24 protein-coding genes and 1 pseudogene are annotated in these 22,015 nt (G+C 71.1%); 8 read left to right on the top strand and 17 right to left on the bottom strand.

Translation table 11 applies throughout. From position 1 onward, the window contains the following. Positions 1-72 precede the first annotated feature (72 nt). Positions 73-1,140 (bottom strand): LacI family DNA-binding transcriptional regulator, encoded by a 1,068-nt coding sequence (locus GQQ95_RS00790; protein ID WP_157425730.1) that lies wholly within the window; start codon positions 1,138-1,140, stop codon positions 73-75. Between the two features lie 239 nt (positions 1,141-1,379). Between GQQ95_RS00790 and GQQ95_RS00785 the strand changes: the two genes are divergently transcribed. Continuing rightward, entirely contained in the window at positions 1,380-2,723 is a 1,344-nt protein-coding gene (locus tag GQQ95_RS00785; protein WP_246205120.1) for a Gfo/Idh/MocA family protein, read from the top strand. 47 nt (positions 2,724-2,770) lie between these two features. Here GQQ95_RS00785 and GQQ95_RS00780 read toward each other — a convergent pair whose 3' ends face one another. From GQQ95_RS00780 to GQQ95_RS00760, 5 genes are all read right to left on the bottom strand, one after another. Then, positions 2,771-3,931 carry an MFS transporter gene (locus tag GQQ95_RS00780; protein WP_157425728.1) on the bottom strand — a complete coding sequence of 387 codons (1,161 nt, stop codon included), beginning with the start codon at positions 3,929-3,931 and terminating at the stop codon, positions 2,771-2,773. Positions 3,932-4,107: 176 nt separating this feature from the next. After that, complete coding sequence (locus tag GQQ95_RS00775; protein ID WP_281352020.1) at positions 4,108-5,643, bottom strand: aldehyde dehydrogenase (NADP(+)); 1,536 nt, start codon at positions 5,641-5,643, stop codon at positions 4,108-4,110. Between the two features lie 25 nt (positions 5,644-5,668). Further along, entirely contained in the window at positions 5,669-6,733 is a 1,065-nt protein-coding gene (locus GQQ95_RS00770) for a mandelate racemase/muconate lactonizing enzyme family protein (protein WP_157425726.1), read from the bottom strand. Beyond that, positions 6,730-7,761 carry a 5-dehydro-4-deoxyglucarate dehydratase gene (locus GQQ95_RS00765; protein ID WP_212275206.1) on the bottom strand — a complete coding sequence of 344 codons (1,032 nt, stop codon included), beginning with the start codon at positions 7,759-7,761 and terminating at the stop codon, positions 6,730-6,732. Before GQQ95_RS00765 ends, GQQ95_RS00770 begins: the two co-directional genes overlap by 4 nt. After that, positions 7,758-8,795 carry an NAD-dependent epimerase/dehydratase family protein gene (locus GQQ95_RS00760; RefSeq protein ID WP_157425725.1) on the bottom strand — a complete coding sequence of 346 codons (1,038 nt, stop codon included), beginning with the start codon at positions 8,793-8,795 and terminating at the stop codon, positions 7,758-7,760. Before GQQ95_RS00760 ends, GQQ95_RS00765 begins: the two co-directional genes overlap by 4 nt. 182 nt (positions 8,796-8,977) lie before the next feature. Between GQQ95_RS00760 and GQQ95_RS00755 the strand changes: the two genes are divergently transcribed. The 4 genes from GQQ95_RS00755 (at position 8,978) to GQQ95_RS00740 (ending at position 12,171) form a co-directional block, all read left to right on the top strand. After that, positions 8,978-10,000 (top strand): LacI family DNA-binding transcriptional regulator, encoded by a 1,023-nt coding sequence (locus GQQ95_RS00755; RefSeq protein ID WP_157425724.1) that lies wholly within the window; start codon positions 8,978-8,980, stop codon positions 9,998-10,000. Continuing rightward, positions 9,997-11,160 (top strand): M24 family metallopeptidase, encoded by a 1,164-nt coding sequence (locus tag GQQ95_RS00750; protein ID WP_212275204.1) that lies wholly within the window; start codon positions 9,997-9,999, stop codon positions 11,158-11,160. The genes GQQ95_RS00755 and GQQ95_RS00750 overlap by 4 nt, the downstream gene beginning before the upstream one ends. 76 nt (positions 11,161-11,236) lie before the next feature. After that, complete coding sequence (locus GQQ95_RS00745) at positions 11,237-11,698, top strand: SRPBCC family protein (RefSeq protein ID WP_157425723.1); 462 nt, start codon at positions 11,237-11,239, stop codon at positions 11,696-11,698. Next, a complete protein-coding gene (locus GQQ95_RS00740) occupies positions 11,695-12,171 on the top strand; it encodes a DUF1990 domain-containing protein (RefSeq protein WP_157425722.1) in 477 nt (158 codons plus the stop codon). Before GQQ95_RS00745 ends, GQQ95_RS00740 begins: the two co-directional genes overlap by 4 nt. 30 nt (positions 12,172-12,201) lie before the next feature. On the opposite strand, the gene GQQ95_RS00735 is transcribed toward GQQ95_RS00740, so the two are convergent. Then, complete coding sequence (locus GQQ95_RS00735) at positions 12,202-12,792, bottom strand: thymidine kinase (RefSeq protein WP_157425721.1); 591 nt, start codon at positions 12,790-12,792, stop codon at positions 12,202-12,204. 290 nt (positions 12,793-13,082) lie between these two features. On the opposite strand from GQQ95_RS00735, the gene GQQ95_RS00730 reads away from it, so the two are divergent. Next, complete coding sequence (locus GQQ95_RS00730) at positions 13,083-13,418, top strand: hypothetical protein (RefSeq protein ID WP_170296917.1); 336 nt, start codon at positions 13,083-13,085, stop codon at positions 13,416-13,418. A gap of 111 nt (positions 13,419-13,529) precedes the next feature. On the opposite strand, the pseudogene GQQ95_RS00725 reads toward GQQ95_RS00730, so the two are convergent. Both GQQ95_RS00725 and GQQ95_RS19740 read right to left on the bottom strand, forming a co-directional pair. Next, positions 13,530-14,258 (bottom strand): annotated as a pseudogene (locus GQQ95_RS00725) (NADPH-dependent F420 reductase); the annotation flags it as partial. Then, positions 14,234-14,962, bottom strand: a complete 729-nt coding sequence (locus GQQ95_RS19740) for a TetR/AcrR family transcriptional regulator (RefSeq protein ID WP_157425718.1) — start codon at positions 14,960-14,962, stop codon at positions 14,234-14,236. The gene GQQ95_RS19740 and the pseudogene GQQ95_RS00725, both read right to left, overlap by 25 nt. Before the next feature lie 260 nt (positions 14,963-15,222). Between GQQ95_RS19740 and GQQ95_RS00715 the strand changes: the two genes are divergently transcribed. Continuing rightward, positions 15,223-16,371 carry a class I SAM-dependent methyltransferase gene (locus GQQ95_RS00715; protein WP_157425717.1) on the top strand — a complete coding sequence of 383 codons (1,149 nt, stop codon included), beginning with the start codon at positions 15,223-15,225 and terminating at the stop codon, positions 16,369-16,371. Positions 16,372-16,477: 106 nt separating this feature from the next. On the opposite strand, the gene GQQ95_RS00710 is transcribed toward GQQ95_RS00715, so the two are convergent. The 5 genes from GQQ95_RS00710 to GQQ95_RS00690 form a co-directional block, all read right to left on the bottom strand. Continuing rightward, positions 16,478-16,957, bottom strand: a complete 480-nt coding sequence (locus GQQ95_RS00710) for a hypothetical protein (RefSeq protein ID WP_157425716.1) — start codon at positions 16,955-16,957, stop codon at positions 16,478-16,480. A 175-nt stretch (positions 16,958-17,132) separates the two neighbouring features. Beyond that, complete coding sequence (locus GQQ95_RS00705) at positions 17,133-17,714, bottom strand: dihydrofolate reductase family protein (RefSeq protein WP_157425715.1); 582 nt, start codon at positions 17,712-17,714, stop codon at positions 17,133-17,135. 63 nt (positions 17,715-17,777) lie between these two features. Then, the gene (locus GQQ95_RS00700; RefSeq protein WP_212275202.1) at positions 17,778-18,617 is read right to left on the bottom strand and encodes a helix-turn-helix domain-containing protein; all 840 of its coding nucleotides are present in this window, start codon (positions 18,615-18,617) and stop codon (positions 17,778-17,780) included. A 104-nt stretch (positions 18,618-18,721) separates the two neighbouring features. Continuing rightward, positions 18,722-19,234 (bottom strand): hypothetical protein, encoded by a 513-nt coding sequence (locus tag GQQ95_RS00695; protein WP_212275200.1) that lies wholly within the window; start codon positions 19,232-19,234, stop codon positions 18,722-18,724. 72 nt (positions 19,235-19,306) lie between these two features. Beyond that, complete coding sequence (locus tag GQQ95_RS00690) at positions 19,307-19,801, bottom strand: SRPBCC family protein (RefSeq protein ID WP_157425714.1); 495 nt, start codon at positions 19,799-19,801, stop codon at positions 19,307-19,309. Between the two features lie 102 nt (positions 19,802-19,903). Between GQQ95_RS00690 and GQQ95_RS00685 the strand changes: the two genes are divergently transcribed. Continuing rightward, positions 19,904-20,377: a winged helix-turn-helix transcriptional regulator gene (locus GQQ95_RS00685; RefSeq protein ID WP_157425713.1), complete on the top strand. Its 474-nt coding sequence runs from the start codon at positions 19,904-19,906 to the stop codon at positions 20,375-20,377. Positions 20,378-20,448: 71 nt separating this feature from the next. Here GQQ95_RS00685 and GQQ95_RS00680 read toward each other — a convergent pair whose 3' ends face one another. From GQQ95_RS00680 to GQQ95_RS00670, 3 genes are read right to left on the bottom strand one after another with little or no spacing between them, the layout of a single operon-like run. Then, on the bottom strand, positions 20,449-20,910 hold the full coding sequence (locus GQQ95_RS00680; protein ID WP_157425712.1) for an SRPBCC domain-containing protein: 462 nt from the start codon (positions 20,908-20,910) through the stop codon (positions 20,449-20,451). Between the two features lie 9 nt (positions 20,911-20,919). Continuing rightward, positions 20,920-21,567, bottom strand: a complete 648-nt coding sequence (locus tag GQQ95_RS00675; protein WP_157425711.1) for a dihydrofolate reductase family protein — start codon at positions 21,565-21,567, stop codon at positions 20,920-20,922. Position 21,568: 1 nt separating this feature from the next. Beyond that, positions 21,569-21,904, bottom strand: a complete 336-nt coding sequence (locus GQQ95_RS00670) for an ArsR/SmtB family transcription factor (protein WP_157425710.1) — start codon at positions 21,902-21,904, stop codon at positions 21,569-21,571. Positions 21,905-22,015 lie beyond the last annotated feature (111 nt).

Raw genomic sequence — 22,015 nt, 5'->3', positions numbered from 1 at the left:
TCGCGCAAGAGTCGGTCCGGACTGGGCCGGTCGGTCGGCGGGCCGTGGGTCGCGCTGGACGCGGTCGAGCGGTTAGGCCTCGACGCGGGGCGTGCTCTCGCGGATGACGACCTCGGTCGAGACATCCGCCGACGCGGCACGGGCGGATGCGGCATCCGCCTCGTCATCGAGCGCGAGGCGCAGCGCCTGCTCGCCGATGCGCTCGAGCGGCATGCGCACGCTCGTGAGGCGCGGCGTCACGTCGCGCACGGTCGGGATGTCGTCGAAGCCGGCGACGGCGAGGTCACGGCCCGGCTCGAGCCCGGCGTCGCGCATCGCGGACATCGCGCCCATGGCCATGACGTCGTTCAGCGCGAACACGACCTGGGTGTCGCCGAGCCCGGCCTCGATGAAGCGGCGCATGCCGTCGTAGCCGCCGTCGCGCGTGAAGGCGGTGCGCACGAGCCGGTCGTCGGGCACGCGGATGCCGACGGAGGCGAGGCCCTCGGCGAAGCCGGCGACGCGGTCGTGCGTCGTGCGCAGCGTCTCGGGACCGGTCAGGGCGGCGAACCGTCGGTAGCCGAGGCCGTGCAGCTCGACCGCGAGGTCACGGGCGCCCGAGCGGTTCGCGAGCGGCAGGGTGCGGAACGGCAGGTCGCTCTCGCTGATGAAGACCGCGCGGCCGCCGGTCTGCTCGTAGGCGGTGAGCTCGGCCTCGAGGGCGACGGCGTTCGGATCGCCGATCGTCCGGGACCCCGAGAGGATCATCACGCGCGGACGCTGCCCGCGCATCGCCCGGACGAGTTCGAGCTCGCGCTCGGCGTCGCGCTTGGTCTCGGCCATGGTGACGATGAGGCGGTCGTCGCCGGCGGCGCCCACGACGCCCGCGGCGATCGAGGAGAAGTACGGGTCGGCGATGTCGGCGACGAGCAGTGCGACGGTCGTCGACGTGCCGCGGGCCACGGCCTGGGCCGAGAGGTTGGGGGTGTAGCCGAGCTTCGCGGCGGCGGCGAGCACGCGCTCGCGGTACTCCTCGTTGACCTTGCGGACGCTGCCGTTCAGCGAACGGGACGCGGTGGCGAGCGACACGCCGGCCTCGCGGGCGACGTCGTGCAGCGTGGCCGGCGTCGATCGCCGGGTCTGGGGGCCGCCCTCAGCCATGGGTCCTCCTGGTCGCAGGTCGGCCGCGTCGCGTGGAGTTCGCGGACGTCGCGAGGTCGCGTCTCGGCCGAGCGCCTCGACTCTACCGCGGGCGTCGTTCGCCGGCGTTTTGCATCGCCACGTGTTGCTGCTACAAAGGTGATGACGGCTGAGATAGCGCTTTCCCACACGACGAACGCACCAGCCGCCATCACCCCGGAACCAGACCGGCACCGACCGACGACGCGATGGAGCACAGGATGGCGCAGCACGAACGGTACGCACTCATCGGCACGGGCAGCAGGGCCGGCATGTACATCTCGGCGATGTCCGGCACGGTCCTGGGCGCCGAGCACGTCGACGGCATCGCCGACCTCGTCGCGTGGTGCGACGTGAACCCGGGTCGCCTCGACGTCTACGAGCGGGAGGTCGTCGAGACGGGACATCCGGGCCCCGTGCGCTACGGCGTCGACGACCTCGAGCGGATGATCTCCGAGGAGCGCATCGACCGCGTCGTCATCACGACCCCCGACTTCACGCACGCGGAGTACGTGGTGCGTGCCCTTCGCGCGGGTGCCGATGTCGTGGTCGAGAAGCCGCTCACGATCGACGCCGAGAGCGTGCGCCGCATCGGCGAGGCGATCGCCGAGACGGGCCGCGAGGTCATCACGACGTTCAACTACCGCTACAGCCCGCGCAACTCCACGCTGCGGCAGGTCATCGCCGACGGGCGCATCGGCCGCGTCACGAGCGTGCACTTCGAGTGGGCCCTCGACACGGTGCACGGGGCCGACTACTTCCGCCGCTGGCACCGCCAGAAGGAGAACTCCGGCGGGCTGTTCATCCACAAGGCGTCGCACCACTTCGACCTCGTGAACTGGTGGATCCAGGCCGTGCCCGTGCGCGTCTTCGCGAGCGGCGGCCTGCGGTTCTACGGCGCCGAGAACGCCGAGGCGCGCGGACTCGGCGACCGCCCCGAGCGGGGCACCGGCACGAGCGGCGACCCGTTCGCGCTCGACCTCGCGGGCGACCCGCGCATGAAGGAGCTCTACCTCGACCAGGAGCACCACGACGGGTACCTCCGCGACCGCGACGTCTTCGACGCCGGCATCACGATCGAGGACAACCTGGCGGCCCTCGTCGACTACGACTCGGGCGCCACGCTCAGCTACTCACTCAACGCCCATGCGCCCTGGGAGGGCTACCGGGTGACGGTGAACGGCACCGAGGGCCGCGCCGAACTCGAGGTCGTCGAGCGCGGCGCCGTGCTCATCGGCGAGGACGGCCGCGTCGTCGTGGACCCCTCGATGCATCCGGACGCGTCGGTCGTCGACGAGGTGCGCCCGCACTCGGAGCGCCTCGTCGTGCAGCGGCACTGGGAGGGCGCCGAGGTCGTGCCGGTCCCCGAGGGCATCGGCAGCCACGGCGGCGGCGACGCCTACCTGCTCGACCACCTGTTCCGGCGCGTGACGGATGACGCTCCGCTCGGCCGGGTGGCCGGCTACGCCGACGGCGTGCGCGCCGTGTCGGTCGGCATCGCCGGCAACCGCTCCCTGGAGACCGGGCAGCCGGTGCTGATCCGCGACCTCGAGCTCGGCATCTGACGATCCGATCCGAGCGGATGCCGCGCGCGAGCGCCCCAAGTGTGCGTTCAGCGATCGATCGGCGCAGCAGCCCGCGGGTAGGCGAACAGCATCGCCCCGGAGGCGACCCAGACGAGGCCGATCGCGACGAGGAGCGCCTCGGCGCCGAGCCCGGCGGCGAGGCCCGCGACCGCTGCACCGGCCGCGGCCGAGGCGGCACGCAGGCCCGCGCCGACCGTGAACACCTGCGAGCGCAGCGGCGGCGGGCTCTGCTGCTTGCGGATGAGGAGCATCGCGGCCGAGCTCGCGGCGGTGAAGAGTCCGGACGCACCGATCATGGCGATCGTCCACGGCGTCCCGATGTCGAGTGCGGCGAGCACGGTGAACACCCCGGTCGCGGCGAACCCGGCGCCCATCGTGACCTCGGGAGGAAGGGCTGGCGCCTTCGCCGAGTTCCAGAGGGCGCCGAGGAGGCCCCCGATCGCGAAGGCCGTGACGATGAGCGCACCGCCGCCGGCATCGCCGCCGCGCTGCACCGAGAGGGCGACGGCGGCTACCGCGAGGCCGCCGGCGCCGAACTGGCTGATGGTGCCGCTCGAGGTGATGACGGCGAGCGGCCGGTGGGTCGCGATGTGCCGGAACCCCGCGGCGATGGTGCGCAGCATCGATCCGTGCGGTTCGGCGGCGACGGGCCGCAGCCGCAGGGGGATGGTCCCGATCGCGCCGAGCAGCGCGCTGCCGGCCATGAGCAGCGTGGCGAGTCGGGCGGAGCCGAAGGCGGCGGCCGCGGCGACCGCTGCCGGGCCGATGACCGAGCCGAGGTTGTAGGCGAGCGCGTCGATCGCGTAGGCGCGACGCTCGTCGGGAATGGCCTCGGTGACGAAGCTCGAGAGGCCGCCCATGACGAACGGGGTGGCGATGCCGCCCACGACGAGGGCGATCGCGACGAGGCCGGGGGAGAGGGGGCCCAGGAAGGCCGCGACGGTGAACGCCACGGCCGTGACCAGCCCCGCGCCCGCGACGAGGGCGCCCGGGCGGCGCGTGCGGTCGAGCGTCGCGCCGACGATCGGGGCGGCCACGATGCTCGGCCCGAGGGCCGCGGCCGCGAGGAGCCCGCCGAGCGCGACGTCGCCCAGTTGCTCGACCGCGAGGATCGGGATCGCGACCGTGATGCCGCCGACCGCGAGGCGCGGGGGTGTCGCTGCGGCGAGGTAGGCGATGGTGCTCATGCGGTGGGGAGGTTGCGAAGGGACACGAGGATTCGAGCGTACCCGCGGGTTCGCGGCGTCGCGCCCGAACCCGCCGGGCACGCCGTCACGATCCGGGCACGCCGTCACGATCTCGGCACGCCGTCACGATCCGGGCACGCCGTCCCGGTCCGGGCCGGTCGGGTTGCCCGTGCGGGTCAGGCCGGTCGCGCCTCGGCGCCGGGGACGACGAGCACGCCGTCGACCCGGCGGGGGATGCCGAGCGGGTTGTCCTCGCGGAGCTCGGCGGGCAGCGCGGCATCCGGGGCCTGCTGGTAGGCGACCGGGCGCAGGAAGCGGCGCATCGCGGTCACGCCGACCGACGTGTGGATCGTGGTCGTCGCGGGCCAGGGGCCGCCGTGCTGCTGCGCCCAGCTCACCGCGACGCCGGTGGGCCAGCCGGCGAAGAGCACGCGCCCGGCGATCTCGGTGAGCACGGCGAGGATGTCGGCGAGGTCCTCGCCGGGTTCGGCGTGCACGGTCGCGGTGAGGCTGCCGCCGACGGCGCGGATCGCGGTGAGGGCCTCCTCGATCGAGGCGTACTCGACGACGAGCGTCGAGGGGCCGAAGCACTCGGCGAAGAGCGCCTGCGGGTCGGCGATGACGGCCGCGGCGGTGGTCGCGAGCACGACGGGCGACCCGGTTCCGGGTGCGGAGGCCGCGTTCGAGCCGTTGCCCGCCCTGCCCGCGACGACGCGCACGTCGTCGTGCCCGGCCAGCGCGGCGACGCCGTCGGCGAAGGCGGAGGCGATGCCGTCGGTGAGCATCGGCGCCGCGGCATCCGGTGCCGTGGCCTCGCCGACCTCGGCCGCGACGAGCTCGGCGAACCCGGAGCCCGCCGGCACGAAGACGACGCCGGGGTTCGTGCAGAACTGCCCGACGCCGAGCGTGAACGACGCGGCGAGGCCGGCGGCGAGCTCGGCGGCCCGCGCCTCGACGGCCGCGGGGGTGACGAGTACGGGGTTCACGGCGCTGAGCTCGCCGTAGAACGGGATGGGGTCGGGTCGGGACGACGCGAGGTCGAAGAGTGCGCGACCGCCGTGCAGTGAGCCGGTGAAGCCGACCGCGCGGATCTCGGGGTGCTGCACGAGCGCGATGCCGGCGGCTCGGCCCTCGACGTGGCCGAAGGTCCCGTCGGGAGCGTCTGCGGCGGCGAGAGCGCCGGCCACGACCTCGGCCGTGCGACGCGACAGGCGCGGATGCGCGGAGTGGCCCTTGACCACGACGGGGCATCCGGTGGCGAGCGCCGAGGCCGTGTCGCCGCCCGCGACCGAGAACGCGAACGGGAAGTTGGAGGCGCCGAACACGGCCACCGGCCCGAGCGGACGAAGCATGCGGCGCAGGTCGGGCGTCGGCGGGATCGTCGTGGCGTCGGGGTGGTCGATGGTCGCCTCGAGGTACGAGCCCTCGACGACCGCCCGCGCGAAGAGGCGCAGCTGCGACGTGGTGCGGGCCAGCTCGCCCGTGAGCCTGGCGGTTCCGAGGTGCGACTCCTCGTCGGCGAGCGGCACGAGTTCGTCGCGTGCGGCGTCGAGGGCGTCGGCGACCGCGGTGAGCCACGCGGCCCGCTCGGCGGCGGTCGAGGCGACCGTCGTGGCGAAGGCGCTCCTGGCGGCGGCGGCGGCCTCGTCGACGCCGGTCTCGGCGATGGCGGTGGTTTCGGTGGTCATGCTTCCTCCGTGGAACGGGCGGATGCCGCGGCATCCGCAGTGCGAAAGGTCAGGCGAAGTGCAGTCCGAGGCCGGGCTGCCCCGTGGTGCGCACGAGGCTGCCGTCGACCTCGACCGGCGAGGGGGATGCGAGCGCGCCGAGCGCCTCGAACGAGGCGTCCTCGACGGCCTCGACCAGGTGCTCGCCCGGCAGCGCGAGCGCGAGCTGGGCCGAGAGCTCGAGCAGCAGGTGCGGCGCGAGGTCGACGCCTCGCGATGCCGCGAGCGAGGCGATCTCGAGGAACGGCGTGATGCCGCCGACGCGCACGATGTTCGGCTGCACGAGGTCGACGGCGCCCGCATCGATGAACTCGGCGAAGCGGTAGCGGGTGTGCAGGTTCTCGCCGAGCGCGATCGGCACGTCGATGCGCTCGCGGAGGGCGACGTGCCCGGCGAGGTCGTCGGCGCGCAGGGGCTCCTCGATCCAGGTGAGGTCGAACGCCGACAGTTCGCCGACGGCGCGCTCGGCCTGCTCGAGGTTCCAGCGCTGGTTCGCGTCGATCATGAGTCCGCGGTCGGGTCCGAGCACCTCGCGCACCGAGCGGATGCGGGCCACGTCGTCGGCGAGGTCGGGACTGCCGACCTTGACCTTGACCGCCTCGAAGCCGGCCGCGACCCAACGCTCGGCCTGGGCGACGAGTTCGGGCAGCGGGTAGTGCAGGTTCACGCCGCTCCCGTAGACGGTCGCGGTCTCGTGCCGGCGGCCGAGGTGGTCGGTGATTCCGAGTCCGGCGCGACGTGCGGCGAGGTCCCAGAGGGCGAGGTCGAGGCCGGCCATCGCGATCGTCGTGATGCCGCCGCTGCCGCCCTCGTGCAGGTGCACCCAGAGCGGATGCCACAGGGTCGCCGCGTCTGCGTCACGCCCCACGGCGAACGCGGTGATGTCGTTCGCGAGGTGCGCCTCGACGGCGGCGGCGCCGATCGACGGCGTCCACGAGAAGCCGCGTCCCTGCGCGCCGTCCGCGTCTTCCACGACCACCTCGACGAGCGAGAGGTCGCGCACGTCGGGGCCCCACGGCCGGCTGAGCGGAACGCGGATGCGCCGGGTCGTGAGGCTCGCGATCGACGCGGTCACCTGGCCGGCACCGCCTCGGCGCGGGCCTGCGCGTTCGGGGCGGCGCTCGCCGCGGCATCCGCTTCGGAGACGCTGCCGGAGCCGCCGGATCCGAGCTCGTCGGCGAGTTCGAGCCCGCGATCGAGGATCGCGCCGAGGCGCGCCTCCTGCTCGGGCGTCGGGTCGACGAGCGGCGGCCGCACCGAGCCGACCGGCAGGCCGCGCAGGCGCAGGCCCGCCTTGATGAGCGAGACGCCGAAGCCGGGCGTCTCGTCGCGCAGGGCGACGAGCGGCCGGTAGAACTCGGCGAGCAGGCGGAGGCGCGTGGCCTCGTCGCCGTCGGTGTAGGCGCGGTAGTGCAGCGCGGCCAGCTCGGGGATCATCGCGAATGCCGCCGACGAGTACAGCGGGATGCCGATGCCCCGGTAGGCGCCCTGGCTGAGCTCAGCGGTGAGCAGGCCGTTGAAGAACGCGAAGTCGCGGCCCGTCGCCGCGGCGGCGAGCACGATCTCCTGGGCGAGGCCGATGTCCCCGGTGCCGTCCTTGAAGCCGACGACCTTCGGGTTCGCGGCGAGCCGCGTGATGGCCTCGGCCGTGTAGCGCGCGGTGCCGCGGTGGTACACGATGACGGGCAGGTCGGATGCCGCGGCGACCGCCTCGACCCACGCGACGAGGCCCGTGGTGGTGCCCGACACGAGGTACGGCGGGAGGAGCAGGAGGCCGTCGGCACCCGCGGCCTCTGCGCCGCGTGCGAGCTCGATCGCGTGGCCGAGCGGGCCGCCGGCGCCGGCGATGACGGGCACGCGCCCGGCGACGGTGTCGACCGTGGTGCGCACGACGTCGATCGCCTCGCCGGCCGAGAGGGCGTGGAACTCGCCGGTGCCGCACGCGGGGAACACGCCGCCGGGGCCGAACGGCAGTCGCGAGGCGACGTGCTCGGCGAGCAGGTCGTGGTCGGGAGCGCCGTCGGCTCCGAACGGCGTGACCGGGAAGAACAGCACGCCGTCGAACTCGGGTGCGGCCGGCATGCCTGCGGTGGTGGTCGTCATCGGGCCCTCGTTTCGAGTCGGTCGGATTCACGTCGGTCTGCGTCGACCGGGTCTGCTTCGAGCGGGTCTGCTTCGAGCCTGTCTGCGTCGTGTGCGCCTCCGCCGAGCGCGCCTGCATCGAGCCGAGTGCCGGATGCCGCGAGCACGTGCTCGAGCGCCGTCGGCTCGAGCTCGGTGCGCCAGCCGCGCTCCGGGCGCCAGCCGAGCAGGCGCTCGGCCTTCTCCACGGCGAACACGGGTCGGCCGTCACCCAGCGAATCGGCGGCCTCGCCGAGTGCCGGGGCGAACTCGCGCCAGAGGGCTGCGATCGGCTGCACCGCGAGCGCGTCGGCCGCGCCGACGAAGAACCCCTCGCCGTCGACGACCGCGGCGGGCGCGGCCAGCCAGGCGCCCACGAAGGCCGCGGCATCCCGCGCATCGAGGTAGTTGAAGAGGCTGACGGCAGCCAGCGACGGATCGAGCAGGCGCTGCTCGAGGGTGTGCCCCTGCTGGGTCGGGGCGCCGGCCCACTCCTCGGGCGAGATCACGTAGCAAGGCCGGAAGAATCCGAACGCGCCGGGGGGGGTGCGCGCGAACATCCGCACCGTCTCCTCGATCACGAGCTTCGAGAGGGCGTAGGCGTTGGCGGGCTGCGCCGGGGTGGTCTCGTCGAGCGGGACGCGCTCGGCGCGCCAGTCGGGTGAGCTGTAGCCGAGCACGGTCGGGCTGCTCGCGGCGAGCACGCGTTCGACACCGGCGTCGACCGCGGCCGCGAGCACGGTGTGCACGAGGGCGGTGTTCGTCATGAGGATGCGGCGCTCGGGGGCGCTGAACGGCACGGCGATGCCGGCGAGGTGCACGACCGCGTCGGGCCGCACCTCGTCGAGCAGCGTCCGGGTGGCGAGCGCGTCGATGAGGTCGACCGTGCGCTCCTCGACGCCGTCGAGACCGGCGACGACGCGGTCGGCCCCGATGACCTGGTGGCCGGATGCCGCGAGCCCGGCGGCGACGCTGCGCCCGAGCCGTCCGGCGGATCCGGTGACGATGACCCGCATGTCGCTCCTTCGCTAGTTGGGAAACCGCTTTCTGGTCGCTACCATAGGTCACGACCGAGGCCGCCGACAACTCCGGAGCCGGTTCGGGGAACCGGTTTCTCGCATGGTGCCCCGCTGACCGGATGCCCCGCACCGCGGTCGTCGACCGCGACCGCGAGAGCGTCCGCACAGGGAGGAACCACATGGGCCAGCGCAGCAGGGCGACCACGATCGCCGACGTCGCCGCGCATGCCGGCGTCTCGCAGGCATCCGTCTCCCGGGTGCTGAACGGGCGGGCCAGCGTCGATCCCGAGATCGTGCAGCGGGTGCGGGCATCAATCGCCGAACTCGGCTACCGGCCGAGCCCCACGGCCCGCAGCCTCGTGAACGGCCGCAACAACACCGTCGCGATGGTCGTCCCCGACCTCGAGAACCCGCTCTTCCAGGGCATCCTCAAGGGACTGAGCCTCGCCGCCGCCCGTGACGGCTACCGCGTGCTCGTCGCCGACACCGCCGAGAACGTCGACGACGAGCAGGAGATCGCCCTCGAGGCGCGACAGCGCTGCGACGCGCTCGTGCTCTGCGCGCCGCGCATGCCGGAGGCCGAGCTGAGGGCCCTCGTCGAGCAGGTCTCCCCGGTCGTGATCGTGAACCGGCCGCTGCCGGGCGCGGAGGTCCCCGTGGTCGGCGTCGACTACGTGCGCGGCATCCGCGACCTCGTCGATCACCTGCATGACCTCGGGCATCGCCGCATCGCCTACGTCAGCGGCCCGCCGACGAGCGCGTCCAATGCCGAGCGCCGTCGCGGCGTCGCCGAGGCGCTGGCCGCCCACCCCGACGTGCGCATCGACGAGGTGCCGGGCGGCTCGCGGCTCGACGACGGCTACGCGGCATCCGACGCCGTGCTCGCCGCCCACCGCGACGGATGCACCGCCGTCATCGCCTTCAACGACCTCGTCGCGCTCGGCCTCATGACGCGCCTGCACGAGCTCGGCGTCGAGGTGCCGCGCGACCTCTCGATCGCGGGCTTCGACGACGTGCCGATGGCCGGCTTCGCGACGCCTCGGCTCACGAGCATGTCGGTGCCGCGCGGCGAGATCGGCGAGCAGGTGTGGCACCGGCTGCGCACGCTCATCGAGGGCGGACCGGTCGAGCACTCGGTGCTCTACGGTCCCCGTCTCGAGGTGCGCGGCAGCACCGCGGCGATCGCGGCGGTCCGCGCATGACCACGGAGCTGACCGGGCCCCCGGACGTCGCGACGGAGCCCTCGGATGCCGCGACCGCTGCCGAGACGGATGCCCCCGATCCGACCGCGCTCGCGGCATCCGTCGCCGATCGTGCCGCCAAGCGTGCCCGGGTGCTCGACCTGCTCGGGCAGCGCGGGGCGGCCTCGATCGTGCTCCGCTCCCACACCGCCGTGTCGTGGTACCTCGACGGGGCTCGCACGCACGTCTCGTTCGCCGGGGATCCGGTCGCGGCCGTCGTCGTGCGGCGCGACGGCGACGAACTGCGCGTGTTCGCGAACGAGGCCGACCGCCTGCTCGGCGAGGAGCTCGCATCCCGTGAGCGGCTCGACGTGGTGCGCGTCCCGTGGCACCAACCGCTCGCGACCGCCGAGGTCGCAGAGCTCGACGAGTCCGACGTCGCCGCCGAGCTCCGCGCGGCGAGGGCGAGCCTGCTGCCCGGTGAGCTCGACCGCTATCGGGCGCTCTGCCGCGAGGTCGCGGAGGTGCTGACGGATGCCGCGACCGCCGCAGATCCGATGATGAGCGAGCGGCACCTCGCCGGCCGTCTCGCCGGTGACCTCTCCGCGCGGGGCATCGACCCCCTCGTGACGCTCGTCTCCGGGCGGTCGAGGCTCGCGCACCGGCATCCGCTGCCCACCGAGGCGCCGCTCGGCGACCGCGCGATGCTCGTCGTCTGCGGGCGGCGGCACGGGCTCATCGCCAATGCGACGCGATGGGTACGGTTCGGTTCGGGCGGCCCCGCGGGGTGCCGTGCGGACGAGGACGACGCGATGCGCCGCATCCTCGACGTCGAGGCCGAGGTACTCGCCGCGACGCGGCCCGGCGCGACCCTCGGCGAGGTCTTCACGGCCGGCGTGGCCGCGTACGGGCGCCACGGCTTCCAGGCCGACGAGTGGCGGCGGCACCATCAGGGCGGCGCCGCGGGCTACGCCGGTCGGGACCCACGCGCGGTGCCCGGGATCGCCGATCTCGTGCACGAAGGGCAGGCGTTCGCCTGGAACCCGAGCGCGCCGGGCGCGAAGGTCGAGGACACCGTGCTCGTCACCGCGGGTGGCACCGAGGTGCTCACGTTCGATCCGCGGTGGCCGACGGTCGGGGTCGGCGGACTGCCACGTCCGATCCAACTCGAACGCGAGTGATCGGCGGAGCCCTGCGATCTCCGACGGTCGACGACCGGGCGCCGGCCGGGCGCTGCGCTCCTGCGATGATCGACGGGTGGCCAGCACCTTCAGCATCATCACGCGCACCGACCTGCCCGTTGAGCAGCTCTTCGATGCCAGCCTCAGCATCGATGCGCACGTCGACTCGATGTCGCAGACGGGCGAACGCGCGGTCGGCGGCGTGACGAGCGGGTCGATCGGGCTGGGGGAGACGGTCACGTGGCGCGCGCGGCACTTCGGCGTCTGGTTCACGATGACCTCCCGCATCACGAGCCTCGACCGGCCGCACCGGTTCGTCGACGAGCAGGTCACCGGGCCGTTCCGCTCGTTCCACCACGAGCACGTGTTCACCCGCGAGAGTGGCCGGACCGTCGTCGTGGACACATTGACGATCGCCTCACCCGTCTTCGGCCCGCTCGCCGAGCGCGCCGTGCTCGTCCCGTACCTGCGCCGGCTGATCACTCGCCGCAATCGCTTCCTGCTCGACTCGCTCGGCCCGACGGATGCCGCGGCGTGACCGATCCTCGGAGGGCGGACTGGCGCGCGACGACCTCCCGCTCGTTTCGGCGGAGCGAGGTGTCGAGGACGATCGGACGCGGCGACGGTGTCTGGGAGCGCGCTGCGCGCGACATCCTGAACTGGAAGGTGAAGACCAGGAGCGGATTCCGCGTCGAGGACGCTCGGCCCGCGGCATCCGGTGTGCAGCTGATCATCACCGCGCGGGTCATGGGACGCACGGTGCGGGAACCGGTCGAGGTGGTCGACGTCGTGTCCGAACCCTCGCGGGTGGGATTCTCGTATCGGACGCTCCCCGGCCACCCCGTCTCCGGTGAGGAGGCGTTCATCGTCCACCGTGACGGCGACGACGTGGTGCTCACCATCCGGTCCCTGACGAGTGCCGCACCGCAGCAGCCCTGGCGAGCGCTCTATCCGGTGCTTCGCGTCGCGCAGGTCATCGCCCGGCGACGGTACCTGCGGTCGCTCCGTTGAGCCGAGGCGGGAACGTCGGACGTCGACGCGTCACGCGGCGCGAGGGCCCGGTTCCTCGAAGTGCTGCCGACAGCGTGCCTGGTACGACTCGATGCCGCCCACGTGCTCGGCGGTCGCGATACGAGCGTCCGCGACGTCTGAGGTGACGACGCGCTGATGGAACGCGGCATCCTGCCCGCAGACTGCGCACACGGCTGTCAGCTTCGTCACGTCCTCGGCGAGCGCCATGAGCGACGGGAGGGGTTCGAAGGGGCGGCCGTCGAACGTCACGCAGAGACCGGCGACGATCACCGACATCCCGGTGAGGGCCAGCCCGCCCACAGCCTCCACCAGCTCCGGCCCGAAGAACTGGGCCTCGTCGATTGCCAGCAGGTCCAACTCGCGTCCGCCGACGAGCTCCACCAACGACTCGACGTCGGGCGCCGATCGGGACGCGATGCTGAGCCCCGAGTGCGAGGCCACACGGCCCGAGGCGTGCCGCTGGTCGAGCGCGTGGTTGACGACCTCGACGGCGAGCCCGGCGAGTTGCGCCCGGCGCACGCGCCGCAGGAGCTCCTCGGACTTGCCGGCGAACATCGGCCCGCAGACCACCTGGAGCCGGCCGTTCGGGATCCTGGGCATGAGTCAGAGCCTAGGTCAGTCCGCCCTGCCTGTGGGGGCGTGCGAGCGCCCCACCCGCTGCTGTCAAGCCCGAGACGGATGCGATTCGGCGACCTAGCGTGGCAAGTGGAGGTGGGGCGATGCGTCGGGGAGCGCTGGCGTTCGCGGCGGCGGTCGCCGCCGTCGCCATCCTCAGTTCATGCGCGCCTGCGTACGACGAGGAGACCGAAGCGGTCCTGCGCGGTCATGTCCTCGCAGTGAGCCGGGCGAGCGCAACCGGAGACTGGCAGCGGGCGGTCACGACTCTTGACGTGCTGGCCGGCGACGTGTCCGAGGCACGTGCCGACGGCAAGCTCGACGACGAGCGATACCGGAACATCCGGAGCGCCATGGAGCTCGTCCGCGTGGATCTCGAGGCCGCGATCCAGGCCGCCGCCGATGAAGCCGCGCGCGCCCGACTCCTCGAGGAACAAGCTCGCCTCCAGCAGCAACTCACCGAACTCCAGAACCAGGGTGACGGCGGCGCCCCGGAGACCGGCGGCGGCCCGGCGCCCGGCGGTGGTGAAGAGAACAAGAAGGGCAAGAACGGGAAGGGCGAGGACGGGAAGGGCGAAGGCGGCAAGGAGGGCAAGGGCGACAAGAAGTAGGGTGTCCACCCGCCGCCAGGCCGCCCCGGGAACGGATCCGGACCCGCGTACCCGGTCTCGTGCCGTGAATCCAAGCCGCGTTCTGCCGCGGGCCGCTGGTGCGCCAGCTCGTCAGAACTGGCGGCCGGCCACGTCCGGGCGGTGCGACGCGGCGAGGAGCTCGCGGAGGCGGTCGACGGTGACGGGGGCACCCGGGTCGTCGAGGTAGCTCCGAGCGAAGCCCTCGAGGTCTGCCGCGTAGATCGGGGTGTACGCGCCGGACTCGGGCTCGAAGCCCCAGGACTCGGCAAGCGTCCCGGCGTCGACGGCATCGAAGCCGAGGGCGTTCACGAGCTTCGAGACGCGTGACTTCGCCTCGCGGTCGTCTCCGGCGACCGGCAGCGCCGTCCGGGGCTGGGAATCGGCGAGGTTGGGGATGTGGTGGAACAGGATGTTGTTGAAGGCCTTGACGATGACGCTGCCGGGAAGGAGCGACTGCTCGTACTCGGCGGTCGCGCTCTCGAGACGGTCGAGTGGCTCGATGCGGCCGTCGCGGCCCGGGTAGTAGTTGCCCGTGGAGAGGATCGTCTTCCCGACGAGAGCGTCAGCGGGAAGCGTCGGGTAGGCGCCCAGCGGCACCGCGAGGACCAGGATGTCGCCGAACTCGGCTGCAGCCCGAGCATCGCCGGCCCGTGCGAGCGGGCCCAGTTCGTCGATCAGCTTCGTCAGCGACTCGGGTCCTCGCGAATTGGCGATGAGGACCTCGTGGTCGGCTGCGACAGCCAGGCGGGCGATCGCGCTCCCGATGTCTCCGCTGCCGATGATTCCGATGCGATTCATGTGCTCTTCCCTCGTGTGCGTTCGCCGTCGTGGCCGGTGATTCGATGATCGGTGGTGTCGGTGGTGTCGGTGGTGTCGGTGGTGTCGGTGGTGTCGGTGGTGTCGGTGGTGTCGGTGGTGTCGGTGGTGTCACTGGTTCTGGAGGGCGTGCTCGCCCATCCATGCCGGGTCAGATCGGAGAGGGCCGCGGCGGATCCGTCGTCGGCGAGAGCCGCGCCCTCGATCCAGCTCGCGGCCAGCGCGGAGAGGAAGAGATCCCGAGCCCGGACATCGCTGCGCGCACTTCCGTCGCGTTGCGCGGCGTGCAGGAACTCCTCCGTCGTCGTGATGAATCCCTCACAGGTCAACGACAGTGGAGATGAGTCGGTCATGGTGGCCGCGCGAAGCGGACCGGGGAGTCCGTCGAATGCGCCGGCCCACGCCTTGATCGCGTCGAGCCAGCCGCCGAGAGCGTCGGCCGGGTTCAGTGATCCGCTTCGGAGCTGATCACGCCGAGCCACGAGCTCGTCATCGCGGGCGGCCAGCAACGCGGCGAGCAGGGCTTCCCGTGTCGGGAAATGCCGGTACAGGGTGCCCGCTCCCACGCCGGCCTGCTTCGCGATGGCGTCGAGGGAGCCCGTGGCTCCGTGCGCGGAGAAGTACTGCTCCGCGACGTCGAGGATGTGGTCCCGGTTGCGCTGAGCATCGGCCCGTGGCGCACGCGCGCCGCTCGTCGACTTCGTCACGACACCGACTCCCTCGAGATTAAGCGGAGAGTATCTCCTGTTCACTTACCGGAGACTATGTCCGTTTGATCGACACGTCAATTCGAGCGGTCAACCGTCGTGCGCGCGTCTCGCTCGATGGGCCGCTCGACGGTTGTGCTCGAACAACCGTTGCGGGATCCTTCGTCGCGTCTGAAGTCGAAGGCTGCCGACCGGTTGATATTCCGAATCCATGAGCGTGGGCACCGACAGCCTGGTGGATGGGGAGTGCGAGTTCTAGCATGTCGCTGGTTGATGCCGTCATATCAACCGGGGGGTCCGCGGTGGACGACGTGGTGGATCGCGACAGCGAGAAGGCCGATGAGCAGGCGGTCGAGGAGTTCGCGGGGTGGGTGTTCGACAGGTTCCTCGGCGCGATGGAGACGCTTTCCATCCATATCGGCTCCGATTTCGGGCTCTACGATGCGCTCCGGGGTGCGCCGGCCACCGCGGCTGAACTCGCCGCGCGGACCGGCATCGATCGTCGGTACGCGCGGGAATGGCTCGAGCAGCAGGCGACTGCTGGCATCCTCGACGTCGACGTCGAGCGCGGCGGCGACGGCGTCGGCCCGGGGTTCCGTCTGCCGGCCGCACAGGCGGAGGTGCTCACCGACCGCGCCTCTCTCGGGTATTCCGCGCCGCTGGCGGACATGTTCGCCGCGGTCGCGCTGCGTATGCCCGACCTCACGGACGCCTACCGGTCGGGTCGAGGCATCCCCTGGTCGGCGTTCGGCGCTGCCGTGCGCGATGCTCAGGGCGATATCAACCGCCCGTGGTTCGAGAATGTGCTTGCGAAAGCGCTCGCCTCCGTCCCGCGCGTGCACGATGTGTTGTCGCGACCTGATGCCGGGATCGCCGACGTCGCGTGTGGGCACGGCTGGTCGACGATCGGTCTGGCCCGTGCATACCCGGATGCGATCGTCGACGGGTTCGACATCGATGCCCCCGCCATCGAGGCGGCACACGAACATGCCGCGGGGCTCGAGAACGTGACATTCTCCGAGCTCCGAGGCGAGCAGCTCGCCGACGAGGGGCACGACCGCTACGACGCCGCGTTCGTCTTCGAAGCACTGCACGACATGCCGGACCCCGTCGCCGTGCTCTCCTCGATCAGGCGCGCCGTCCGATCCGACGGTGTGGTCGTGGTCATGGATGAAGCCGTCGCCGAGACGTTCTCGCCCCCCGGCGACGCCACCGAGCGGGCGATGTACGGGTACAGCCTGCTGATCTGCCTCCCTGACTCGATGTCGACCCCGGACTCCGTCGCGACCGGTACCGTCATGCGACACGCAACCCTCGAACGCTACGCAATCGAAGCAGGCTTCTCAGCCGTCAGCATCCTGCCGATCGATGGGTTCGCCGCCTTCCGGTTCTACCTTCTCGAGCGGTAAGGCGCCTTCCCTCAGCCTGAGGAGCACATCGGGACCCGATGCCCCCGACGTATGCCCGGGCGCGATCCGTAGCAGTGCATATCAGGATCGGCCTGCCGATGTCCGCCTACGAGCCGCGGATGATGCCGGCCAACTCGTCGGGGTTCACGCCCGGAGGGAGGGCGATCACGGCGGTATCGCCCTGCATCGGTTCGACCACGGTGACGGCCGAGACCACCTCATCGCCTGCCTTGATCACCAAGCGTGCGGTGCCTGCAGACTTTGCTGCCTCAGCGGTCAGCTTCTGGAAGACGCCTGCTCCGTCCTCGTCGAACTTCACGTCGATCGCGCTGGTGCTGCCATCCGATACGGCTTCTGCCGTTTCGACGCCGGCACGAACGAAGTCAGCCTCGCGGACCATCACGTACTCGCCATTCACCGAGACGCATTCGGGTGCGGACCCGGATGCACAGGTCTGCGAGACGGCCATCTCGATGCCGCCGCCGTCCGACGCCGTCGCCTCTCCGGGACCGTCGTCTGCGGTGCATCCGCTCAGCGCGACGATGAGCAGCCCGGCAACCGGCAACTTCCAGACCTGGGAACCCATCGATGCGCCTCCTCGAGCCAATCCGGAGAGATCTCACTCCAGAGCCCAACGCTACCTCCGCGACAGCGTCGTGGCTCGCTGTTCGTACGAGGGAGCGGGTTGACCGCATCGCATCGTCACTGGCGAACGCACGTCGGCCCGGAGAAGGTCCGACTGAGTGCCGGTGACACATCGGTCAACGGCGCATCCGATAGCGCAGGTGAAGCACCCGGTTGCCCTGGACCACGATGTCAGGATCTTCCAGCAGGTGCTGCGAGTCGACGGAGCCGAAGTATCGTTTGCCGGATCCGAGCAGGACGGGTACGAGGTCCATGCGCACCTCGTCGACCAGGCCTGCGGCGAACACCTGGCCGCCGATGTCGCCGGCAGCGACCTCGACAGTGCGGCCACCCGCGAGCTCCTTCGCCTTGGTCACCGCCGCCTCAACGCCGTCGACGAAATGGAATGGCGCGTTGGGGTTCCAGCCCTCGGGCGGCGGCTGGTGCGTCACGACCACGACGTGGTCGATGCCGCTCGGAGGCGTCCCGTCCCAGCCGTCCGTGATGTCGAAGACGTGGCGGCCGGCGAAGGTCACCCCGATCTGGTCCCAGTACGGCCGGATGTGGTCGTAGGACGCTTGCGACACGTTCAGGACGCCGCTGTCGTCCAACGGCACGTCACCGCTGACCAACCATTCGAACAGTGGACCGGGGTCGTCGTTCTCAGCCGCGATGAAGCCATCCACCGACACCGACGCGTTCATGACCACGTTCCCCATGGGTTCCTCCTCCGTCCGGAGTCCCAAGTCTCGTGTGTCGTGCGTGGACGCGCTTGTAAGAAATCAATCGACCGGCAGCGGCCAGCCATCCAGCGCGTGGTCGGGATGTTCGCGGAGGAAGCGTTGCCGGGCTTCGACATACCGGGTCGGCGTGAGGCCGGTGTACTCCCGGAACTCGTGGACGAAGTGGGCCTGGTCGAAGTAGCCTGCGCCTGCGGCGACGTCGCCCCAGTCGATCGGTGCAGCTACGTTGAGCGCCAACACGGTGGCGGTGAATCGGTAGCTGCGCGCGAGTCGCTTCGGCGTGACGCCGATGACCTCCTTGAACCGCTTCGCCATGTACGTGCTGCTGGCGCGGGCCGCCACGCCGAGGTCGCTGATCGGCACTGTTCCGCGGGTCTCTGCGATGGCACTGCTCAGGTGGCGGACGATGTCCAAGCCGTCGATCGTGCGCAGCCGGCGCAGCAGTTCCTCCTCGAGCAACAGCAGCCTTTCCTGCGGTGCATCCGCCAGCGTCAGTCGATGTCGCAACTCAGCGACCGCGGGCTGGCCCCAGATCTGCTCCACGGAAGCCGGTCGGTCGCACAACTCGGCCGCCGGCATCGGAAGGAACGGTGCCAGTCCCCACGGCCTGAAGTGGACGCCCACGGACCGGGTCGGGGTCGGGTAGCCGAACTCCCACGCACGCGTGGGAGTGGCGACCGCGCAGCCGTCCGCGTATTCGACGGCTTCGCTCTCGGTGCCTGCGCGGATGAGAAACGGAGCCCCGAGGTTGAAGATGAGCAACGGTGCGGGCGCCGCCGGCAGCAGCAACCGGGAGTATGGCGGGGCGCCCTCCAAGGAGTAGAGGTCGACGATCAGCCCGTCGAGCGGCGGACCGGGCACCCTCGACACATACTCCACCCTGACATCATCGCCGACGGCCCATCTGCAGGCGGCACGGCACGACTGTCGTGTGCGGTGGTGTCGCTCACCCAGCTCGTGGTCGGTGAAGGATCCCTCAGCGTTCAGGTCGATGGTCGCGGGCTCAGCGAGACCCGGCGACTCCGAAGTGCGAGGACGACCGGGAGGGCGATGGCCGACACGAACGCCGCAGAGCTGGTGAGGTACAGCAGGTTCGACCAGGGGGAGTGGTCGCCGCCGGAGATGGCGAACGCATCCGCGAGCGCCATGCCTCCTGCGAACGAGGCTGCGAAGTAGGCGGGGGCGCCGAACGCGAGGATCAACAGTACAAGGACGGCTGCAACCTGTGGCGACGCGCTCGACGAGGCCGTTGAGTACAGCCAGACTCCGAGGCTCAGGAGGAGGCCGGAGCCGACGAAGATGACGACGGGAAGCGGGGACACCGATTCGCCTGCCGCTTCCAGCGCCGCGTGAATCTCATGGAGCGCCAGACCCGGCGCAGCTGCCAACGGATTGAGGACCAGGATCTGCAACGCGCCCAGCCCGGCATACGCAGCAGTCAGCAGGATGCCACCGATGGCGATCAGCACCGCCGGCTTCAGAGAGATGCGCCCCATAGGCCAAATCTAGGTGCCTCCCGGGCGATCACCTCGGAATGCCGTCGGTTCGTCGGCCGGGCGGTGCTTGGCTCACACGTACGTCGCGACGAGCTTGTCGAGGGACTCCTCGAGGCCCTGCTTCGAGAGCGCGAGCTGCTCGGGGTCGATGTAGCCGAGTTCGGTGACGGTGAGTCGAGTCCTGTCGTCGCCGATCGGCTCGAATGTGATGACGTGCCGCACATCGCGCGGTATCCCGGCGGCCCCGATGGTCGCGGGGTCGATCGTGGCGCCGTGCTCGTCGGCGATGTTGTGGATGAACTCGAGGCGGTGCGGTGCATCGACGAGCGTGTACGCCCAGGTGCTGTACAGCGCCGGGAATCCCCAGTCGGGGGCGCTCATGCAGACGAGGGACGTGCCGCCGACGCGTACGTCGAGCTCAGCGACCGTGCAGGTGAAGCCGTTCGGGCCCCACCAGCGAAGCACGCGGTCGGGTTCGGTCCACGACGTCCAGGCCGCCTCGATGGGGGCGGGGATGTCGCGGCTCACGACGAGGTGGTGCGTTTCGTGCTGGGTCGTGTCGTTCATCGTGGCTCCTCCGCTGCAGGCCGCGTCGCGGCATCCGTTTCACTTCGATGATCGAAGCATATATCACTTCGATGATCGAAGTCAATGCCGTAGACTCGACGCATGAAGCGAGCTGAAGGTCGGTCGACCTGCCCCACCAACTTCACCGTGGAGACCTTCGGTGACAGTTGGTCGCTGCTGATCATGCGCGACCTGCTCACACTCGGCAAGCACACCTTCGGGGAGTTCCTCCGGTCCGAGGAGCGCATCGGTCCGAGCGTGCTCGCCGACCGACTGGCCAGACTCGAGCGCAGTGGAATCATCGTGCGCACCCCGAGTGAGACGGACGCCCGCAAGGTCACCTACTCGGCGACGGAGCGCGGCATCGCGGCGATCCTGCTCCTGTACGAGGCGGCGCGATGGGGCATGGGCGGCGTTCCCATGGAGGAGGGCGATCCGTGGGAGGCGGTCATGGCGATGGACCGCGACGACGTGCTCGACGCGTGGCAGCAGGCGGTGCGCGAGGGTGGTTCGCTCCTCGGAGGCGCGGAGAGCGCGTTCGCGCGGCTGAGCGCCAGGGCGCGCGCGGACGTGTGACGGCGACGCATCACGGGGAGCGCCATCCCTCTCGGTACGTCGGGCCTGCGTGAGTACCGGCGGGCGTGTTGCTAACGGAGGTGCCTGCCGAGGGCTTCGAGGATGCCTCGCGTGCCCTCTTCGCGGCCCGCGCCGTCGGCCCAGAACTCGTCGAGGAAGACCCCGTGCTCGGCATGCGTGAACCGGGTGCCCTCGGGAACCTGCTCGAATTCGAAGGACGCGACGGATGTCGACATGTGTGCGCCGTCGAGCCACATGTCGTAGGTGGTGACGATGCGCACGTGCTCGACGATGTCGGTGTAGACGGCCTCGTACCGCGACAGTGGCCCGTCGTGGAACTTCGCCTCGTCGACGTCGCGTCCGCCGACCCGGAAGTCGAACGCCCACTCGCGGGACTCGAACGTGTCAGCGTCGCCGAACCAAGTGCGCTTCTGCTGCTCGTCGGCGAAGGCCTGCCAGACCTTCTCCACGGGAACGGGATAGTCGCGCGACAGCGTGAACCCGGCATGCGCGAGTCGGCGCTCGATCGTCATCGGCGCGCCCTATCGCGTGAACGTGACATGGATCGTGCCGCTCTCGGCGACCTCCGTCGTCACCCGGTGGGTGTGCTCGAGGCCCCGGAGGTCCTCCCACACGCGGTTGCCCCGGTCGAGCACGATCGGCGCGATGCCGACGTGCAGGTCGTCGACGAGGCCGGCACCCAGGAACTCGCGTGCGGTGCGAACGCCGCCCCCGACCCGGACGTCGAGCCCGCCGGCGGCGGTGGCCGCCTCGGCGAGCACGTCCTCGATCGATCCGCTGCGGAAATGGAAGGTCGTGCCGCCGTCCATCTCGATCGACGGGCGGGGGGCGGAGTTCGTGAGCACGTAGACCGGGCAGCCGAACGGCGGCCGGTCGCCCCACCACCCCTTCCAATCCGGGTCGTCGGGATACGCGTGCAGGCCGAACATGGCCGCGCCCATGATCTCGGCCCCCACTCCGGTGAAGAACGCCGAGGCATACGACTCGTCGACGCCGGTCGTTCCCGCGCCGCTCAGGTCGCCGAACACCTTCTGACGGAAGGTGCGCGTGGCCGCGTATGCCGCGGTGAGCGGCCCCCAATCCGCGCCCATCGGATTGTCGGCCGAGGGATCGGGGGCGGCGGTGAAACCGTCGAGCGACGAGAACAGGTCGATGCGAACTCGGGTCATGCTAGGTCTCCTTGATTGCGCGGGTCAGGTGGATGCCGAGGCGATCGGCCTGGCGTTCGGCGGATGTCCGTTGCTCGCCGAGCCAGAGATGGAGGACGTCGAGCGCGCCCGGTCGCAGGTTCACGGTGCGAACGCGTCCCTGCTTGCTCGAGGAGATCACGCGGGCGTCCTCGAGGATCCGCAGGTGCTGGAGCAGGGACGGCAAGGTCATCGAGAACAGGGCCAGGAGGTCGGACACGACCGCCGGTGACTTCGCGAGCCGCTCGACGACCGTCCGCCGAGTGGGATCCGCGAGTGCGCGAAGCACCGCGTCCACCTCGGCAGAATAGTTAGGCATATGGCTAACTATTCCCAATCAGCCGCGGCACGTCAACCGCGATTACGAGGTGATCCGTCGGGGCGCGTTCTGCGAGGGACTTTTCGTCGGAACGCGAGCGGCGGCTGAGCG

The sequence above is a fragment of the Agromyces salentinus genome, assembly GCF_009749395.1.
Classification (GTDB): domain Bacteria; phylum Actinomycetota; class Actinomycetes; order Actinomycetales; family Microbacteriaceae; genus Agromyces; species Agromyces salentinus.
This window is presented reverse-complemented; position numbering and strand designations above follow the sequence as displayed.

Coding starts and splice junctions, on each gene's coding strand:
- GQQ95_RS00780 (WP_157425728.1), bottom strand. CDS start 3,931: ATGAGCACCATCGCCTACCTCGCCGCAGCGACACCCCCGCGCCTCGCG.
- GQQ95_RS00675 (WP_157425711.1), bottom strand. CDS start 21,567: ATGACCCGAGTTCGCATCGACCTGTTCTCGTCGCTCGACGGTTTCACC.
- GQQ95_RS00670 (WP_157425710.1), bottom strand. CDS start 21,904: ATGCCTAACTATTCTGCCGAGGTGGACGCGGTGCTTCGCGCACTCGCG.
- GQQ95_RS00695 (WP_212275200.1), bottom strand. CDS start 19,234: ATGGGGCGCATCTCTCTGAAGCCGGCGGTGCTGATCGCCATCGGTGGC.
- GQQ95_RS00680 (WP_157425712.1), bottom strand. CDS start 20,910: ATGACGATCGAGCGCCGACTCGCGCATGCCGGGTTCACGCTGTCGCGC.
- GQQ95_RS00750 (WP_212275204.1), top strand. CDS start 9,997: ATGACCACGGAGCTGACCGGGCCCCCGGACGTCGCGACGGAGCCCTCG.
- GQQ95_RS00760 (WP_157425725.1), bottom strand. CDS start 8,795: ATGCGGGTCATCGTCACCGGATCCGCCGGACGGCTCGGGCGCAGCGTC.
- GQQ95_RS00785 (WP_246205120.1), top strand. CDS start 1,380: ATGGCGCAGCACGAACGGTACGCACTCATCGGCACGGGCAGCAGGGCC.
- GQQ95_RS00765 (WP_212275206.1), bottom strand. CDS start 7,761: ATGACGACCACCACCGCAGGCATGCCGGCCGCACCCGAGTTCGACGGC.
- GQQ95_RS00735 (WP_157425721.1), bottom strand. CDS start 12,792: ATGCCCAGGATCCCGAACGGCCGGCTCCAGGTGGTCTGCGGGCCGATG.
- GQQ95_RS00715 (WP_157425717.1), top strand. CDS start 15,223: ATGTCGCTGGTTGATGCCGTCATATCAACCGGGGGGTCCGCGGTGGAC.
- GQQ95_RS00690 (WP_157425714.1), bottom strand. CDS start 19,801: ATGAACGACACGACCCAGCACGAAACGCACCACCTCGTCGTGAGCCGC.
- GQQ95_RS00705 (WP_157425715.1), bottom strand. CDS start 17,714: ATGGGGAACGTGGTCATGAACGCGTCGGTGTCGGTGGATGGCTTCATC.
- GQQ95_RS00790 (WP_157425730.1), bottom strand. CDS start 1,140: ATGGCTGAGGGCGGCCCCCAGACCCGGCGATCGACGCCGGCCACGCTG.
- GQQ95_RS00755 (WP_157425724.1), top strand. CDS start 8,978: ATGGGCCAGCGCAGCAGGGCGACCACGATCGCCGACGTCGCCGCGCAT.
- GQQ95_RS00710 (WP_157425716.1), bottom strand. CDS start 16,957: ATGGGTTCCCAGGTCTGGAAGTTGCCGGTTGCCGGGCTGCTCATCGTC.
- GQQ95_RS00685 (WP_157425713.1), top strand. CDS start 19,904: ATGAAGCGAGCTGAAGGTCGGTCGACCTGCCCCACCAACTTCACCGTG.